The organism is Pseudarthrobacter sulfonivorans, assembly GCF_001484605.1.
Lineage (GTDB): Bacteria > Actinomycetota > Actinomycetes > Actinomycetales > Micrococcaceae > Arthrobacter > Arthrobacter sulfonivorans_A.
On the sequence record NZ_CP013747.1, the window covers coordinates 3644654 to 3659580 of the forward strand.

15 protein-coding genes and 2 tRNA genes are annotated in these 14927 nt (G+C 65.0%); 13 read left to right on the forward strand and 4 right to left on the reverse strand.

Annotated features, from left to right (window positions below):
• Positions 1–181 precede the first annotated feature (181 nt).
• The 5 genes from AU252_RS16460 (at position 182) to AU252_RS16480 (ending at position 2662) form a co-directional block, all read left to right on the forward strand.
• Positions 182–253: transfer RNA gene (locus AU252_RS16460), tRNA-Thr, on the forward strand.
• A 62-nt stretch (positions 254–315) separates the two neighbouring features.
• Positions 316–389 (forward strand) — tRNA-Met (locus AU252_RS16465).
• 138 nt (positions 390–527) lie between these two features.
• Positions 528–1310 (forward strand): membrane protein insertase YidC, encoded by a 783-nt coding sequence (gene yidC, locus AU252_RS16470; protein ID WP_058931658.1) that lies wholly within the window; start codon positions 528–530, stop codon positions 1308–1310.
• Positions 1311–1431: 121 nt separating this feature from the next.
• Entirely contained in the window at positions 1432–1989 is a 558-nt protein-coding gene (locus AU252_RS16475; RefSeq protein ID WP_058931659.1) for a dihydrofolate reductase family protein, read from the forward strand.
• Positions 1990–2005: 16 nt separating this feature from the next.
• Positions 2006–2662: an SDR family oxidoreductase gene (locus tag AU252_RS16480; RefSeq protein WP_058931660.1), complete on the forward strand. Its 657-nt coding sequence runs from the start codon at positions 2006–2008 to the stop codon at positions 2660–2662.
• Positions 2663–2774: 112 nt separating this feature from the next.
• Here the strand turns inward: AU252_RS16480 and AU252_RS16485 are convergent, their stop codons facing one another.
• On the reverse strand, positions 2775–3977 hold the full coding sequence (locus tag AU252_RS16485; protein WP_058931661.1) for an ROK family transcriptional regulator: 1203 nt from the start codon (positions 3975–3977) through the stop codon (positions 2775–2777).
• 220 nt (positions 3978–4197) lie between these two features.
• Here AU252_RS16485 and AU252_RS16490 point away from each other — a divergent pair, with 220 nt between their 5' ends.
• From AU252_RS16490 to AU252_RS16510, 5 genes are all read left to right on the forward strand, one after another.
• Entirely contained in the window at positions 4198–5499 is a 1302-nt protein-coding gene (locus tag AU252_RS16490) for an ABC transporter substrate-binding protein (RefSeq protein ID WP_058931662.1), read from the forward strand.
• A gap of 26 nt (positions 5500–5525) precedes the next feature.
• Complete coding sequence (locus tag AU252_RS16495) at positions 5526–6464, forward strand: carbohydrate ABC transporter permease (protein WP_058931663.1); 939 nt, start codon at positions 5526–5528, stop codon at positions 6462–6464.
• A complete protein-coding gene (locus AU252_RS16500; protein WP_058931664.1) occupies positions 6464–7348 on the forward strand; it encodes a carbohydrate ABC transporter permease in 885 nt (294 codons plus the stop codon). The genes AU252_RS16495 and AU252_RS16500 overlap by 1 nt, the downstream gene beginning before the upstream one ends.
• 53 nt (positions 7349–7401) lie before the next feature.
• Positions 7402–9114: a glycoside hydrolase family 13 protein gene (locus tag AU252_RS16505; protein ID WP_058931665.1), complete on the forward strand. Its 1713-nt coding sequence runs from the start codon at positions 7402–7404 to the stop codon at positions 9112–9114.
• Between the two features lie 84 nt (positions 9115–9198).
• Entirely contained in the window at positions 9199–10167 is a 969-nt protein-coding gene (locus AU252_RS16510) for an aldo/keto reductase (RefSeq protein WP_058931666.1), read from the forward strand.
• 140 nt (positions 10168–10307) lie between these two features.
• Here the strand turns inward: AU252_RS16510 and AU252_RS16515 are convergent, their stop codons facing one another.
• The 3 genes from AU252_RS16515 to AU252_RS16525 form a co-directional block, all read right to left on the reverse strand.
• A complete protein-coding gene (locus AU252_RS16515) occupies positions 10308–10793 on the reverse strand; it encodes a GNAT family N-acetyltransferase (RefSeq protein WP_058933012.1) in 486 nt (161 codons plus the stop codon).
• A 35-nt stretch (positions 10794–10828) separates the two neighbouring features.
• Positions 10829–11179: an ArsR/SmtB family transcription factor gene (locus tag AU252_RS16520; RefSeq protein ID WP_058931667.1), complete on the reverse strand. Its 351-nt coding sequence runs from the start codon at positions 11177–11179 to the stop codon at positions 10829–10831.
• 105 nt (positions 11180–11284) lie between these two features.
• Positions 11285–12025 carry an aquaporin gene (locus AU252_RS16525; RefSeq protein ID WP_058931668.1) on the reverse strand — a complete coding sequence of 247 codons (741 nt, stop codon included), beginning with the start codon at positions 12023–12025 and terminating at the stop codon, positions 11285–11287.
• Positions 12026–12070: 45 nt separating this feature from the next.
• On the opposite strand from AU252_RS16525, the gene AU252_RS16530 reads away from it, so the two are divergent.
• The 3 genes from AU252_RS16530 to AU252_RS16540 all read left to right on the forward strand — a co-directional run bounded on the left by AU252_RS16530 (position 12071) and on the right by AU252_RS16540 (position 14890).
• Complete coding sequence (locus AU252_RS16530) at positions 12071–12745, forward strand: helix-turn-helix domain-containing protein (RefSeq protein WP_058931669.1); 675 nt, start codon at positions 12071–12073, stop codon at positions 12743–12745.
• 151 nt (positions 12746–12896) lie between these two features.
• Positions 12897–13319: an arsenate reductase ArsC gene (locus tag AU252_RS16535; protein ID WP_058931670.1), complete on the forward strand. Its 423-nt coding sequence runs from the start codon at positions 12897–12899 to the stop codon at positions 13317–13319.
• Positions 13320–13504: 185 nt separating this feature from the next.
• Positions 13505–14890 (forward strand): FAD-dependent oxidoreductase, encoded by a 1386-nt coding sequence (locus AU252_RS16540; protein ID WP_058931671.1) that lies wholly within the window; start codon positions 13505–13507, stop codon positions 14888–14890.
• The last annotated feature ends 37 nt before the right edge of the window (positions 14891–14927 follow it).

Here is a 14927-nt window from a genome sequence, read left to right on the forward strand (position 1 = left end):
GCTTTAAGGTTGCTGCTTAAGTTGGCTTGGTCACATCCCTTCCGGGATCCCTCCCCGGGCCGATTTATGGGCCGTCCGGAGGGCGCCGAAAGCCCTAATTTCCGGCACTTTTGGCGCCGCGGGCGTCGTTCTGGAGCCGATTTGTTGGTGGCCAAATCTTCCGGTAGAGTATTTACTCGTTGCCCCCCTAGCTCAGTGGTAGAGCGCGTTCTTGGTAAGAACGAGGTCACCGGATCGATTCCGGTGGGGGGCTCTGGATGAGGGCCTGTGTCAAGGCGGTTTTTGACCGGCTTGGCGCAGGTTTTTCTCATTCGTGGCGGTGTAGCTCAGTTGGTTAGAGCGCACGACTCATAATCGTGAGGTCGGGAGATCGAGCCTCCCCACCGCTACAGGCTAAGCCCCCGGAATCCACGGATTCCGGGGGCTTTTCTGTTTCCCCGCACGACGGTGTGTTTGCGGCGGCGCGAGGCCGTGACAAGTGCTCCTTTTCGCCGTAGCTTTGCTGCACGTGGCGATGGGGGATTGCAGTGGACTTCTTCGGAACCATCATGGGTCCGTTCAATTGGCTTGTATCCGCCGTCATGGTCGGAATCCATGACGTCCTGAGCAGCATGGGCATGCCTGCGGCAAGCGGCTGGACGTGGACTCTGTCCATCATCGGCCTGGTGCTGATCATCCGTGCCGCCCTGATTCCGGTGTTCCTGCGGCAGGTCAGCGCCCAGCGCCGGATGCGGCTCCTGCAGCCGGACCTGAAGAGGCTGCAGGACAAGTACAAGGGCAAGACCGATCAGCTGTCCCGGCAGGCCATGGCCCAGGAACAGATGGCCCTCTACAAGGAACACGGGACCAACCCTCTGTCCGCCTGCCTGCCGATGCTCATCCAGGTGCCGTTCTTCTTCGCGCTCTTCCAGGTACTCTCCGGCATCCCAGCCGCAGCCAGGGAAGCCCATGGCATCGGAGCGATGACCCACGAACAGGCTGTGCAGTTCGACGAATCAAGCATTTTTGGTGCCCCGCTGTCAGCGTCCGTGCTGCACGGCGGTGCCGGCGACCCCGCGGCGGTCCTGGTACTGACTATCGTGATGATCCTGGCCATGACGGCCGCGCAGTTCATCACGCAACGACGGATCGTGGCCCGGAGCGTGCCTGACGAGGCCGCAGACAATCCCCTCGCGCGCCAGCAGAAGGTGATCCTGTATGCCCTTCCGCTCATTTTCGGTGTGGGTGGAGTACTCTTCCCGATCGGCGTCCTGATCTACTGGACCACCACCAACCTCTGGACCATGGCGCAGCAGTTCGCCGTCAAATGAGGCGTGAGGTTTCGACGCTAACGGCCGCCCGAAGCGCTGAAACCTCACCCCGCACCGCAGGGCAGGCACCCGCGGCCGCTACAGCCTACCCATCCGCTGCCGACGGCGGCACAATGGGCGGATGGGCCAGCTCATCTACTCAGGCATCGTGTCCCTGGACGGCTACGTCGCGGACCGCAACGGCAACTTCAGCTGGAGCGAGCCGGACGAGGAAGTCCATACGTTCGTCAATGATCTCGAACGCGATGTGGGCACCTACCTTTTCGGCCGCCGCATGTACCAGGTCATGTCTGCGTGGGAAACCTTCGATACCCCCGATCAGCCGGACTACATCCGGGACTTCGCGCGGATCTGGCAAGGGGCAGACAAGGTTGTCTACTCCACCACCCTCACCGCCGCATCCACGGCCAAGACCAGGATCGAGCGGACCTTTGTTCCCGACGCCGTCCGCGGCCTCAAGAACGCCACGGAGGCGCATATCAGCATCAGTGGCCCCACCTTGGCCGCTGCGTCGCTCAACGCCGGGCTGGTGGACGAATGCCGCGTGTTCCTCAATCCGGTAGCCGTGGGAGGAGGCCTGCGCTTCCTGCCGGACGGGCTCGGCCTGCGGCTGGAACTCCTCGAAGAGCACACCTTTGGAAACGGCGTGGTCTACCTCCGCTACCGCACACGGGCGTAGGGGGCAGAATGGGGGCATGACCAGCATCGTTATCATTGGCGGCCACGGCAAAGTGGCCCTCCACCTGTCCACGCTTCTTACAACCGAAGGTCACAGCGTCACGTCGATCATCCGCAACCCGGACCATGCCGTTGACGTCGCGGCTACCGGCGCTACGCCGTCGGTCCTGGACGTTGAGAATTCGACGACGGCGGCAATCGCCGACGCCCTCAGGGGCCATGACGCCGTGGTCTGGTCCGCCGGGGCCGGGGGAGGAAGCCCGGAACGCACTTATGCGGTGGACCGTGACGCGGCCATCCGGTCGATGGACGCGGCGGCGGAGGCCGGCGTCGGGCGTTATGTGATGGTCTCCTACCTGGGAGCGGGGCCGGACCATGGCGTTCCGGCGGAGAACAGCTTCTTTGCCTACGCGGACGCCAAAGCTGCGGCGGATGAGTACCTGCGCGGCACCGCACTGGCCTGGACCATCCTGGGTCCGGGGACGCTGACGGACCAGCCGGGGACAGGCCTTATTGAAGTGGACCCCGGCCGGGACGGCAGCGGGGCAACCTCCCGCAGCAACACGGCCAGTGTGGCCGCCGCCGTGCTGGACCTGCCCGAAACGGCGGGGAGGACCATCGAATTCCGTGACGGCACACTCCCGATTGCCGCCGCCCTGGAGCCGCAGCCGTAGCCGAGGGGCCGGCCGCGACGATGGAATAACACAGCGCGAAGGGACAGTTGAGGCCCTGGAACCGATGCGGCTCCGGGGCCTCAACTGTCCCTTCGCGCCGTTGGAGCACAGCTTAGTCCGGAACCGCGAGCTCCAGGTCCAGGGTGTTCTTTTCCACGTAGTCGAGGGCGCACCGCACGGCTCCCACGGTCACGATTGAATCTCCCAAGGGCGAGACCGCCACCCGCGGGGGAGTGACGGTGTACTTGGTCAGGTGCCTGGCGATCGGCTCAAGCAGCACGCCGGCGGAGTTCGCCACGGCCCCGCCAATGACCACGAGTTCGGGGTTGATCATGGTGGCGACGGCCCCGATGATCCGGGCCATCCTGTCGGCCAGCCGTTCAAGGATCTTCAGCGCCACGGCATCTCCGTCGGCGGCAGCCGCGAAGACCTGCTCCGCCTCGACTCCTTCGGCGGCAAACTCCCGGAGGGATGTTTTGGCCTTGCCGGCAAGGGCGTCAGCCGCCCACGTCCTTGCCAATGCGGCGATGCCGTAGGTATCTCCCACACCCTCCACCATGTCGAGGAAGGCGAGCTCGCCGGCGCCTCCGCCCCGGCCGTGCAGCAGCCGCCCGCCGTCGATCACGCCCGAGCCGAGGCGCTCGCTGGCGAGGATGACCACGACGTCGTCCACGCCGGCAGCGGCACCCCTCCAGCGGTCGCCGAGTGCGGCCAGGTTCGCGTCGTTCTCGAGCAGTACCGTCCAGCCCCGCCGATCCCGCAGGGCAGCCTTCAGGCCGACGTCGAACAGTCCCCAGAAGTGCTGCGTCACCAGGACCTCGCCGTTACGGTCCACTGGCGCCGCAATGCCGGCGCAGACGGCCAGGACGGAATCCGGCGAAGCGCCCACGCTGTGCAGTGCCATCATGGAGGTGCGGTCAATGACGGCGATGCGTTCCTCGGCCGGGATGTCTGCTTCCGCGAAGGGTTGGCTGGACCTGCCGAGGGCCTTTCCGCGAAGGTCGGACACCACCACGGTGGCCTTGGAGACACCCACGTCCATGCCCAGAACGTAGCCTGCGCGTTCGTTGAGTTCGAACCGCCGTGCCGGCCGGCCTTTCTGGTAGCCGCCGAAGGCCCGCTGGTTTTCCAGCTCCCGGATCCAGCCTCGGTGCATGAGGTCCTCGCACACGGATATGGCCGTGGCCCGGGTCAGTCCGGTGGCTTCCATAACGTCGGTGACCGTTACGGCCTGCGACGCGCGCATAAAATCCAGGACGGCTCCGGCACTCACGCGCCTGAGCAACTGGGGCGTTGCGACGGAAATTTCGGACATGGTGTTGACCCCCTGTGTTCTGCACCACATAATACTTGAGAAACTAAATTTAGATCCAAAATAAATAATGCTTGGCCGGTGGGTCGGACGTCCGCCGAGCCACCGGTCTTCTCCAAAATCCTTCATTCAGCCTTTGCAAAGGAGCAACAGTGAACCGCATCCCGAAGCACTGCCCGCCCTCACCACAGTCCTCTCTCTCCCGTCCGTCTGCCCCCGCCCTGTGAGCGGCACCGCGCGCGCAACACTGCCCAGCAGGCGCTCGCTGTTCCGGGCGGCCGGCCTGGCCGGAGCAACCGCCTTCCTTCCCCTCACCGGCTGCGCCGCCGGCGCAGGGCAGCAGGCCGGCGTCACAACCCTGCGGTTTATGCAGAACAAGCCCGAGGTGGTGGGGTACTTCAACCAGGTGATCAAGGACTTCGAAGCCCTGAACCCGGATCTCCGGGTCATCCAGGACTTCAATGAGGGCAACTTCGTCCCTGGCCTGGTCCGCAACGATCCGCCCGACGTCGTGACCCGGGGATTCGCGACCGAAACGGCTGAGTTCGTCCGGAAGGGAATCTTCGCAGACCTGTCGGGCCTTCCCGTGGCCAAGACTGTCGATCCGAAGTTCCAGGCCCTCATCAGTTCGTGGGGACAATACAAGGGGAACGAAACCAGCGCCCTGCCGTTCTCCATTGCTGCGGCCGGGGTCATCTACAACCGGGACATCTTCGCAGCGCACGGTGTGGCTGTTCCAACCACATGGGAGGCCTTCATCGCCGCGTGTGAGACCTTCAAGGCAGCAGGCATCACACCGATCTACGGGACGTTCAAGGACGCCTGGACCCTTCGCCAGGGGGCCTTCGACTACGTCACCGGCGGAATGCTGGACGTCGGGGGATTCTTCAGGGACCTGATGGCCAAGGGCGCCAACATCCCGCAGTCCGCCCCCGAGTCGTTCAGCAAACACTACCGCTCCTCGCTGCCAAAAATCCTGCAGCTCGCGTCCTACTCGCAGAACGGGGCGGCCAGCAAGAACTACTCTGACGGAAATGCCGCCTTCGGCAAGGGCCAGGCCGCCATGTATCTGCAGGGGCCGTGGGCGCTCTCCCAGCTGGTTCAGGCCAACAAGGACATCAAGCTGGGCACTTTTCCGCTGCCGGTCACCAACGACCCGGACCAGACCAAGGTGCGCGTCAACGTGGACATGGCCCTCTCCATCACCCGGAACACGCGGAAAAGGGCCGCTGCGGAGAGGTTCCTCAACTACCTCCTGGAACCGTCCGTGGTCAACACGTACAACGAGAAGAACGCGGCGTTCTCTCCGCTGATAGGCGCCCCTGCCGTGAGCAACCCCCATCTCCACGGTGTTGCCGCCCACGTGGCCGAAGGCCGCTACTACCAGGGCGCCGGAACATACTTTCCGCCGTCGGTCCCCATGAACAACTACATTCAGTCCTTCGTCTTCAACAAGAACGGTGAACAGTTCCTGACCACGGTCGACGACGAATGGCGCCGCGTCGCCGAGCGGACAGCGGTCTGATGCCCACCCCGATCCCAGGAGCCCCCATGACCGCAACTGCCCTGCCGGCTGAGACAACGCCGGCCGCGCACAACGACCCCGCCCGTGCGCTCGCTGTCCGGTCCAAGCGCCGGATCGACCCCACCTACTACTGGATGGTGGTGCCGGTCCTTGCACTTTTCGCCTTCTTCATCACCCTGCCAGCGCTGGTTGGGGTGTTCTTCAGCCTCACCAACTACGCAGGCTACGGTGACTGGAAGTTCATCGGCCTGTCCAACTACGTCAACATCTTCAAGGACCCGGCAATCCTGCAGTCCTACATCTTCACGTTCGTCTTTGCCCTGACCACCACCGTGGTGGTCAATATCGTGGCCCTGGCGATCGCCCTTGGACTGAATGCGAAAATCAAGTGGCGAACCGGCATCCGCACCGTGTTCTTCATCCCCATGGTGCTCTCAGCCCTGGTGGTGTCGTTTGTCTTCAACTACCTGTTCTCCAACACCCTGCCGGTGCTCGCTGAACGGTTCGGCTTAACGCCGCTTGCCACCAGCATCCTGGCCAACGAAAACCTCGCCTGGCTGGCCATTGTGCTGGTCACCGTGTGGCAGGCCGCGCCCGGAGCCACCATCATCTACCTCGCCGGGCTCCAGAGCGTGCCAGCGGAGGTCTACGAAGCCGCGGACCTGGATGGTGCCGGCAGCTTCCGCCAGTTCCTGAGCCTCACACTGCCCCTCATCCTCGGTTATCTCGTCATCAATGTGATCCTCGGCTTCAAGGGATTCCTGGGGACCTACGAGATCATCGTGGGCCTCACCGGCGGCGGACCCGGCATGGCAACCCAGTCAGTGGCCATGCGCATCTTCTCCGGCTTCACGGGTGGCGACTATTCCTACCAGATGGCCAATGCGGTCATCTACTTCCTGATCACTTTGCTGATCTCCGTCATCCAGCTGCGCCTCATCCAGCGCCGGGGGGTATCACTGTAATGACCTCATCAACTCTTCCGCAGCGCAGAATCCGCGTTCTCACAAACCGCCCGTCCGGCCGCGAGGGCTTCAAGATCAACTGGTGGCTCACCGCCCTCATGCTCGTGGCATCCCTGACTGTCTTGCTGCCGCTGTACTTCACCGTGGCCATGGCGCTGAAGTCACCGGACCAGATCGGCACCGGGACCGGGCTTGCCTGGCCGAACCCGCTTAACTGGGAGAACTTCGCAGCTGCCTACGTGGCCACGAACTTCCCTCGGGCCTTTATGTCCACGGCATTCGTCACCGTCTTCAGCGTCCTCGGCTCGCTGGCCTGCAGCTCGCTGGTTGCCTACGCCATCGCACGGAACTGGAACCACCGGTTCTTCCGCGGCTCCTTTGTGTACCTTCTGTCCGCCATGTTCATTCCGTTCCCGGTGATCATCCTGCCGCTGATCAAGCAGACTGCATTGCTCGGCCTGGACAACCCGGCCGGCGTCGTCTTCCTGCACGTGCTGGGCGGAATCTCGTTCAACGCGCTGCTGTACATCGCGTTCGTCCGCTCCATCCCGGTGGAGCTGGAGGAATCGGCCCGGATGGACGGTGCCACCACCTGGCAGGTGTTCCGCAAGATCATTTTCCCGCTGCTGGCCCCCATGAACGCCACGGTGGGCATCTTCGCCTTCCTTGGCTCGTGGAACGACTTCCTGCTGCCGCAGATGATGATCGCCGACCCGGCCCTGCAGACCCTCCCCGTGGTCCAAATGCTGTTCCAGGGCGAGTTCAACACCAACTACAGCCTCGCGTTCGCGTCCTACCTGATGGCCATGGCACCCACACTGGTGGTTTACATCCTGGCCCAACGTTGGGTACTGTCCGGAGTCATGCGCGGGGCCGTTAAATAGCCAGACTTATCCACCCAGCAAGAACAACCCAAACAAGAGAAAAGGATCATCCTTTGTCCACCACTGCCACGCTGGCAACCCTGTCCGATTCCGACCGTCTGGCCGATCCCAACTGGTGGCGCCAGGCCGCGGTCTACCAGATCTATCCGCGCAGCTTCGCCGATTCAAACGGTGACGGCATGGGTGACATCAAGGGCATCACGGCCAAGGTCCCTTACCTGAAGGAACTGGGGATCGACGCTGTGTGGCTCAGCCCTTTCTATCCGTCGGCCCTGGCCGACGGCGGCTACGATGTGGACGACTACCGCGACGTGGACCCCAAGCTGGGCACGCTGGCGGACTTCGACGAGATGGCCAAGGCGCTGCACGCCGCCGGCATCAAGCTGATCGCCGACATCGTCCCCAACCACTCCTCGAACCGGCACGAATGGTTCAAGGAGGCGCTCGCCGCGCCGAAGGGTTCCGCCGCGCGTGAGCGATACATCTTCCGTGACGGCAAAGGACCCAACGGCGAATTCCCGCCGTCGGACTGGGACTCCGTCTTCGGCGGACCGGCCTGGGAACGCATCACCGAGCCGGACGGCACCCCCGGCCAGTGGTACATGCACATCTTTGCCAAGGAACAGCCGGACCTGAACTGGTCCAGCCGGGAGGTCCGCGACGACTTCCTCAAGACCTTGCGCTTCTGGTCCGACCGCGGCGTCGACGGCTTCCGCGTGGACGTGGCCCATGCCCTCACCAAGGATCTCACCGAGCCGCTGCTCTCGAAGCTGGAGCTGACCGAGGCCAACTCGGGGACGGACGGGTTCGACGACGGTTCGCACCCCTTCTGGGACCGGGACGACGTCCACGACATCTACGTCGAATGGCGCGAAGTCTTCAACGAATACCACCCGCCCCGCACCGCCGTCGCCGAAGCATGGGTGCACGCTACCCGCCGTGCCCGCTACGCCAGCCCTGAGGGCCTGGGCCAGGCCTTCAACTTCGACCTGCTGCAGGCCGACTTCGATGCCGAGGATTTCCGCGAAATCATCACCCGCAACCTCGCCGAAGCCGCCGCGACCGGCGCGTCCTCCACCTGGGTTTTCTCCAACCACGACGTCGTCCGGCATGCCACGCGCTATGGCCTGCCCAAGGCGTCCAAGGGGAAGAAGCACGCCAAGGGACAGGACGGGAAAGGCTGGCTGCTGGCCGGCGGCCCCAAGGAGGAACTCGACGTGGACCTTGGCGAGCGCCGTGCCCGCGCCGCCACCCTGCTGATGCTCGCTGTGCCCGGCTCGGCCTACCTGTACCAGGGCGAGGAACTGGGCCTGCAGGAAGTGGCGGAGATTCCGGACTCCGAGCGCCAGGATCCCGCGTTCTTCCGGAACAGGGGCGTTGAGGTGGGCCGTGATGGCTGCCGGGTGCCCCTGCCCTGGAAGGTTGAAGGGACCTCCTTCGGCTTTGGCGACGGCGGCGCGCACCTGCCGCAGCCGGACTGGTTCAGCAAGTACGCGGTGGAGGCACAGGACGGCACCGAGAACTCCACCCTGGAGCTGTACCGCGCGGCCCTGAAGCTGCGCCGCGAACTGCAGGCCGGCGAGGAGCTGGAGTGGGTGGAGACCGGCAACCCGGAGGTCCTGCACTTCCGCCGCCCCGGTAGCTGGCAGTCCGTTACCAACTTCGGGGACACCGCCGTCGAGCTGCCGGCAGGTACCGTCCTGGTCAGCAGCGCCCCGCTGGTGGACGGCAAACTGGGCGCCAACAGCACCGCCTGGCTGCGCTGACATAACTCAATATCAAACAGGTGGCGGGGCCCTGCCGGGCCCCGCCACCTGTGTGTCTGCCCCGGCTCATGAAAGAGTGAAGCAATGACTGTACACAACGTTCCATCCTCCGCGCAGGAACTCATCTACGGCTGCATGGGCCTGGGCGGCAGCTGGTCCGATGAACCGCATGACGTGCAGCATGTTGACGAGGCCGCTGCCGCCATCGAGGCCGCGCTGGACGCCGGCATCACGCTGTTCGATCACGCGGACATCTACCGCGGCGGCAAGTCCGAGGCGGTGTTCGGCGAAGTCCTTACGTCAACGCCGGGCCTGCGCGACCGGATCCGGCTGCAGACCAAGTGCGGGATCCGGCTCCGCGAACGCGGGCTGGCCACACACTATGACCTCAGCCGGGAATCCATCCTGGAACGCGTGGACGGCAGCCTGAAGAGGCTGCGGACGGACTACGTGGACGTCCTCCTGCTGCACCGCCCGGATCCCCTGACGGACCTGGCGGAGGTGGCGGCCGCCGTCGGGCAACTGCTGGCCGACGGCAAGGTTCGGGCGCTTGGGGTGTCCAACATGTCCGGCGCGCAGATCAAGGCGTTGCAGGAGCGGCTGGAGGTGCCCGTGGTGGCCAACCAGCTGGAGATGAGCCTGCTGAAGCGGGCCTGGCTGGAGAGCCAGGTCCTGGTGAACCATCCGGAGTCGCTGGACTACAGCTTCCCGCACGGGACCCTGGAGTACTGCAGCAGCAACGGCGTTACCGTGCAGGCTTACGGCGCGCTGGCGCAGGGGTTGTACACAGGGGCAGTTCCGGAAAACCCGACGGCGGCGGAGACTGCCGCGGCCGCGATGGTTGCGGAGCTTGCCGGTCAATACGGCACCACGGGGGAGGCCGTCCTCCTGGGGTGGCTGATGAAGCATCCGGCCGGCATTGCGCCCGTGATCGGCACCGTGAATCCGGCGAGAATCGCCGCCTGCGCGGACGCCGCCCGCGTGGCGGAGGCCATGACCCGGGCCGACTGGTACGGACTGTGGATCGCAGCAAGGGGCAGCACCCTCCCCTGAGGGTGGTCCCGGTGATCGAGCCTGTGGTCCCGGTGATCGAGCCTGTCGAGATCCAGAGTGGGCCCGGGCTCGATCACCGGGCGCAGCCTTACGCGCTGGCCACGACGTCGTCGGTGCTGCGTGCGGCGGTGCCCGGCTGTTCAGAGGATGGGGGAGCGGCGTTCGATCAGGACTGTGTCGCGCCACTGTCCAGTGAGCGGTCCGTTGGTCATCCGGGCGATACGGTGTCTCCGCCCGACGACGGTGTAGCCGTTGGCGAGGTGGAGCTTGAGACTGGCTTCGTTCTCGGGAAAGACACTGGCTTGGATGGTCCAGATCCCGCCAGCCTCGGTGGATTCTGCCAAGGCCCGCAGCAGCGCTGCCCCGACGCCGAGGCCGCGTGCTTGGGCCGCGACGTAAACGGAGTGTTCCACCACGCCCGAGTACACGGGGCGGGTGGAAACCGGGGAAACAGCAGCCCAACCAAGGATCCCGCGCACAGCTTCCTCGGCGACGAGCCGGTGGCGGGGGAGTCGTGAGGTGTTGAATTGTTCCCAGCCGGGCGCTTCCGTTTCGAACGTGGCGTGACCGGTGGCGATTCCTTCAGCGTAGATCCGGTGGACGGCCGGCCAATCATCATCGCGCATGAGGCGTGTGGTTACGATGGACGGTTCAGGCACGATCACAGCGCCGCCAGGAGTCCGGCTGTCCGCTCCAAGGCCCCGGGAACCAGGGAGTAATAGGCCCAGGTTCCGCGCTTTTCGCGGTGCAGCAGACCGGCGTCCACCAGGATTTTCAGGTGGTGGGAGACCGTGGGCTGGCCCAGGTCCAGCGGGTCGGTCAGGTCGCAGACGCAGGATTCACCGGAGGATTCGGCCTTGACAATGGACAGCAGCCGCAGCCGGTTCGGGTCGGCCAGGGCTTTGAAGACCAGGGCCTTCTGCTTGGCCTCTTCTGCGCCAAGGGCGGGCTGTCCTGCCGGGGTGCAGCAAGCTTCGTCCGTGATCGGATCGAGAACGGGCAGCGTTTTCATGTACCCATTATGCCCGAATATTGACCGCCATCAATGTATGGGGCTTTGCGTTCGACGACGGTCTGGCAGCACTGCAACAGCCGGGCCGTCGTGGCCTGCTAAGTGCTAGGAGGTGGTCGTTACTGAGGAGTGCGCAAGGACTACGTCGTCCGCGCTGCGGGCGGCGGAGGGGAACAGGACGACGAGGAGCCCGAGGCCTACTGCCGCCCCGATCAGCTGAGCGGCGACGAAGCCGGGTACAGAAGCCGGCGCGATCCCGGCGAAGGTGTCGCTGAAGATGCGGCCGACCGTCACGGCGGGGTTGGCGAACGACGTCGAGGACGTGAACCAGTACGCGGCGCCGATGTAGGCACCCACGGCGGGGGCTGCGAGGACGCCCCGGTTGGTGGCGGCCAGTGCGAAGATCAGCAGGACGAGGCCCGCGGTGGCGACGACCTCGCCCAGGAGGTGCCCTGTGGTGGCGCGGTCGGTGACCGAGATTGAGGTTCCCACCTCAAACATGGCGTTCGCGACCACGCTGCCGCCTATTGCACCAACGGTTTGGGCAACCAGGTATGTACCGAGGTCCGGCAGGGTCAGCCCGGTTCCGCTGCGCCGACCCAGGACCCAGTCCACGAGCGAGACTACTGGGTTGAAATGCGCACCGCTGACGGGTCCGAGTATGAGGATCAATACGGTCAAACCCAGGACGGTGGCGGTGCTGTTCTGGAGCAACTGCAGGCCGACGTCGTTCGGAGAGAGTTGCTGTGCCGCGATCCCGGAGCCGACGACGATGGATACGAGCAGGCCGGTGCCGAGGAGTTCGGCGACGGCGCGGCGCCACAGCGGCGGCTGATGTGAAGTCATACCAACAGCTTGACGCAAGAAATTAACTCAGTCAAAATTGAACCAATGAATACTGACCCAGTTGAGGACTTTCGGGCGCGGGTCGCAAAGCATGCCGCCCTCGCCGATCCCGCGCGGCTGCGCATCGTGGACCTGCTGACTCTGGGCGACCTTTCCCCCACGGAACTTCAAGCTGACCTCGGGATGCCCTCTAACCTGCTGTCCCACCACCTGCGCACACTGGAAGGAGCGGGTCTGGCGATCCGCCACCGCTCAGAGGCGGACAGGCGGCGCAGCTACTTCCGGCTTGCCGCCGGGGCGCTCGAAGGGCTGGTGCCGGGGGCTGAGTATGGGGCCAGTCGTGTCCTCTTCGTGTGCACGCGGAACAGCGCCCGGTCGCAACTGGCCGCCGCGCTCTGGAATCAGATCAGCGGAATCCCCTCGACCTCGGCCGGAACTCATCCCGCGGACAGTATTGCCCGGGGGGCCATTGATGTAGCCCGCCGCCACGGCGTCGCTCTTGCAGACCTTCCCCCGCGCCGGCTCGATGAGGTGGCGCACGATGATGACTTCGTCGTGACCGTGTGTGATAACGCTCACGAGGAAATTCCCAATCTGGGAGGGATCCACTGGTCCGTTCCGGATCCGCTCCGACTGAACACTGAGGACGCCTTCGAAGGCGCCTTCACTGACATCTCCCGCCGCATCAGCGACCTCGCGCCCCGCCTGCACGCCGCTTGATATTCCGGCGGATTCAAATATTGACAATCATCAATCTTTCGCTCGATACTGCATACATCGATAATCATCAATGTGATGCTAGCAAGGGCGGTGCAGGCGCAACAACCTCAACCAAACCGATTCACACCGATCTGATTCCAGGAGAAACCACGTGAGCACCGAAACCGCCAAGAAGCCCTCCGTCCTGTTCGTCTGCGTCCACAACGCCGGCCGCTCCCAGATGGCAGCCGCCTTCCTGACCACCCTTTCGAAGGGTGGCATTGAGGTTCGTTCCGCCGGATCGCAGCCCGCAGATAAGGTCAACCCGGCCGCCGTCGAGGCCATGGCCGAACTGGGTATCGACATGTCTGCCGAGATCCCGAAGGTCCTCACCACCGAGGCCGTCAAGGAGTCCGACGTCGTGATCACCATGGGCTGCGGCGACGAATGCCCCTACTTCCCCGGCAAGCGCTACGAGGACTGGGTCCTGGAGGATCCCGCCGGGCAGGGCGTAGACGCCGTCCGCCCCATCCGCGACGAGATCAAGACGCGCATCGAAGGGCTCATCGACTCGCTGATCCCGGCCGCCAAGTAACCACACCCCGCGATTAGGGAGAGGGGGTGAGCTGGATGGACACCGATTGCTGCACCGATGCGGGCTGCTGCGACGAGGACGATCTGGACTGCTGCTGAACAGCACCGCCCCGGCCTGCCGGTCCCACAAGGCTCCGGCAGGCACCCCGATCGAACCGCACACCAACGGATGAAACAGAGGACAGCATGGATCCAGTAAATAACTTTCCCGTCGCCGTCATCGGCGCCGGCCCTGTGGGACTGGCCACCGCAGCCCACCTGCTCGAACGCGGCCTCGAGCCGCTGATCTTCGAGGCAGGCCCGACGGCGGGATCCGCCATCGAACAGTGGCGCCACATCCGGCTGTTCTCACCCTGGCGGTTCAACCTCGACGCCGCGGCCCTGCGTTTGCTGGAAGGCGCCGGCTGGGTGGCCCCCCGCCTGACGGCACTCCCGTACGGCGGGGAACTGATCGACAATTACCTCGCCCCGCTGGCCGCAACCCCGGAGATCTCCTCCCGCCTCCAGACCAGCGCACGCGTCATCGCCGTTACACGCCAGGGCATGGACAAAACCCACGTCCGGGACCGCGAAACCACACCCTTTACCGTCCGCGTCGAACACGACGGCGGAGAAGTGCGCGACCACACCGTGGCCGCCGTGATCGATGCGTCCGGCACCTGGTCCACGCGCAACCCGCTCGGAACCTCCGGGCTGCCCGCCATCGGCGAAGACACGGCCGCCGCCCGGATCTCCTCGCCCCTGCCGGACGTCACAGGGCGGGACCGTGCCACCTTCGCGAATCGTCGCGTCCTGGTCGTGGGAGCCGGGCACTCGGCCGCGAACACACTGATCAATCTGGCAGACCTCGCCAAGGAAGAACCCGGAACCACCATCCTGTGGGCCGTACGCGGAGCATCCGCTGAAAAGGTCTACGGCGGCGGAGAGGCTGACGGCCTGCCCGCCCGCGGCCAACTAGGCGCCCGGCTCCGCCGACTCGTTGAGGCCGGAACCATCGAACTGCGCACCGGCTTTGGCATCTCCTCACTGAAGACCCTGGAGACCCACGTGAGCGTCGAAGCCGCCGACGGACGCACCCTGGACGCCGACGTCATCATCCCTTGCACAGGCTTCCGGCCGGACTTGGACATCCTGCGCGAGCTCCGGCTCAACCTTGACCCCGCCGTCGAGGCGCCGGTCGAGCTGGGTCCGCTGATCGACCCCGAATTCCATTCCTGCGGCACGGTCCAGCCGCATGGCGCCAAGCTTCTCGCCCACCCGGAAAAGGACTTCTACATCGTCGGCATGAAGTCCTATGGCCGTGCGCCGACCTTCCTGCTAGCTACCGGCTACGAACAGGTCAGGTCCGTCGCCGCGGCACTCTCCGGCGACCAGGCCGCGGCGGACACTGTCCACCTTGAACTGCCCGAAACCGGGGTATGCTCCACCGACGCCGGCACCAGCTGCGACGTCCCCGCGGCTTCAACAGCAGACACTGACGGATCAGCGGAGAGCGGCTGTTGCGCCGCCCCGGAGCCGGTCCTCGTTGGATTCCCCACCGGGCTGGCTCACGGCCGCTCCGGGGAACACTGACCACAACCAACCACAACGCACCGTTCCGGACGCACGC

What these genes read in the sequence shown, in the direction of transcription:
- AU252_RS16475 (WP_058931659.1), top strand. Translation starts at nt 1,432, where the DNA reads ATGGGCCAGCTCATCTACTCAGGCATCGTGTCCCTGGACGGCTACGTC.
- AU252_RS16480 (WP_058931660.1), top strand. Translation starts at nt 2,006, where the DNA reads ATGACCAGCATCGTTATCATTGGCGGCCACGGCAAAGTGGCCCTCCAC.
- AU252_RS16485 (WP_058931661.1), bottom strand. Translation starts at nt 3,977, where the DNA reads ATGTCCGAAATTTCCGTCGCAACGCCCCAGTTGCTCAGGCGCGTGAGT.
- AU252_RS16495 (WP_058931663.1), top strand. Translation starts at nt 5,526, where the DNA reads ATGACCGCAACTGCCCTGCCGGCTGAGACAACGCCGGCCGCGCACAAC.
- AU252_RS16500 (WP_058931664.1), top strand. Translation starts at nt 6,464, where the DNA reads ATGACCTCATCAACTCTTCCGCAGCGCAGAATCCGCGTTCTCACAAAC.
- AU252_RS16510 (WP_058931666.1), top strand. Translation starts at nt 9,199, where the DNA reads ATGACTGTACACAACGTTCCATCCTCCGCGCAGGAACTCATCTACGGC.
- AU252_RS16515 (WP_058933012.1), bottom strand. Translation starts at nt 10,793, where the DNA reads ATGCGCGATGATGATTGGCCGGCCGTCCACCGGATCTACGCTGAAGGA.
- AU252_RS16520 (WP_058931667.1), bottom strand. Translation starts at nt 11,179, where the DNA reads ATGAAAACGCTGCCCGTTCTCGATCCGATCACGGACGAAGCTTGCTGC.
- AU252_RS16525 (WP_058931668.1), bottom strand. Translation starts at nt 12,025, where the DNA reads ATGACTTCACATCAGCCGCCGCTGTGGCGCCGCGCCGTCGCCGAACTC.
- AU252_RS16530 (WP_058931669.1), top strand. Translation starts at nt 12,071, where the DNA reads ATGAATACTGACCCAGTTGAGGACTTTCGGGCGCGGGTCGCAAAGCAT.
- AU252_RS16540 (WP_058931671.1), top strand. Translation starts at nt 13,505, where the DNA reads ATGGATCCAGTAAATAACTTTCCCGTCGCCGTCATCGGCGCCGGCCCT.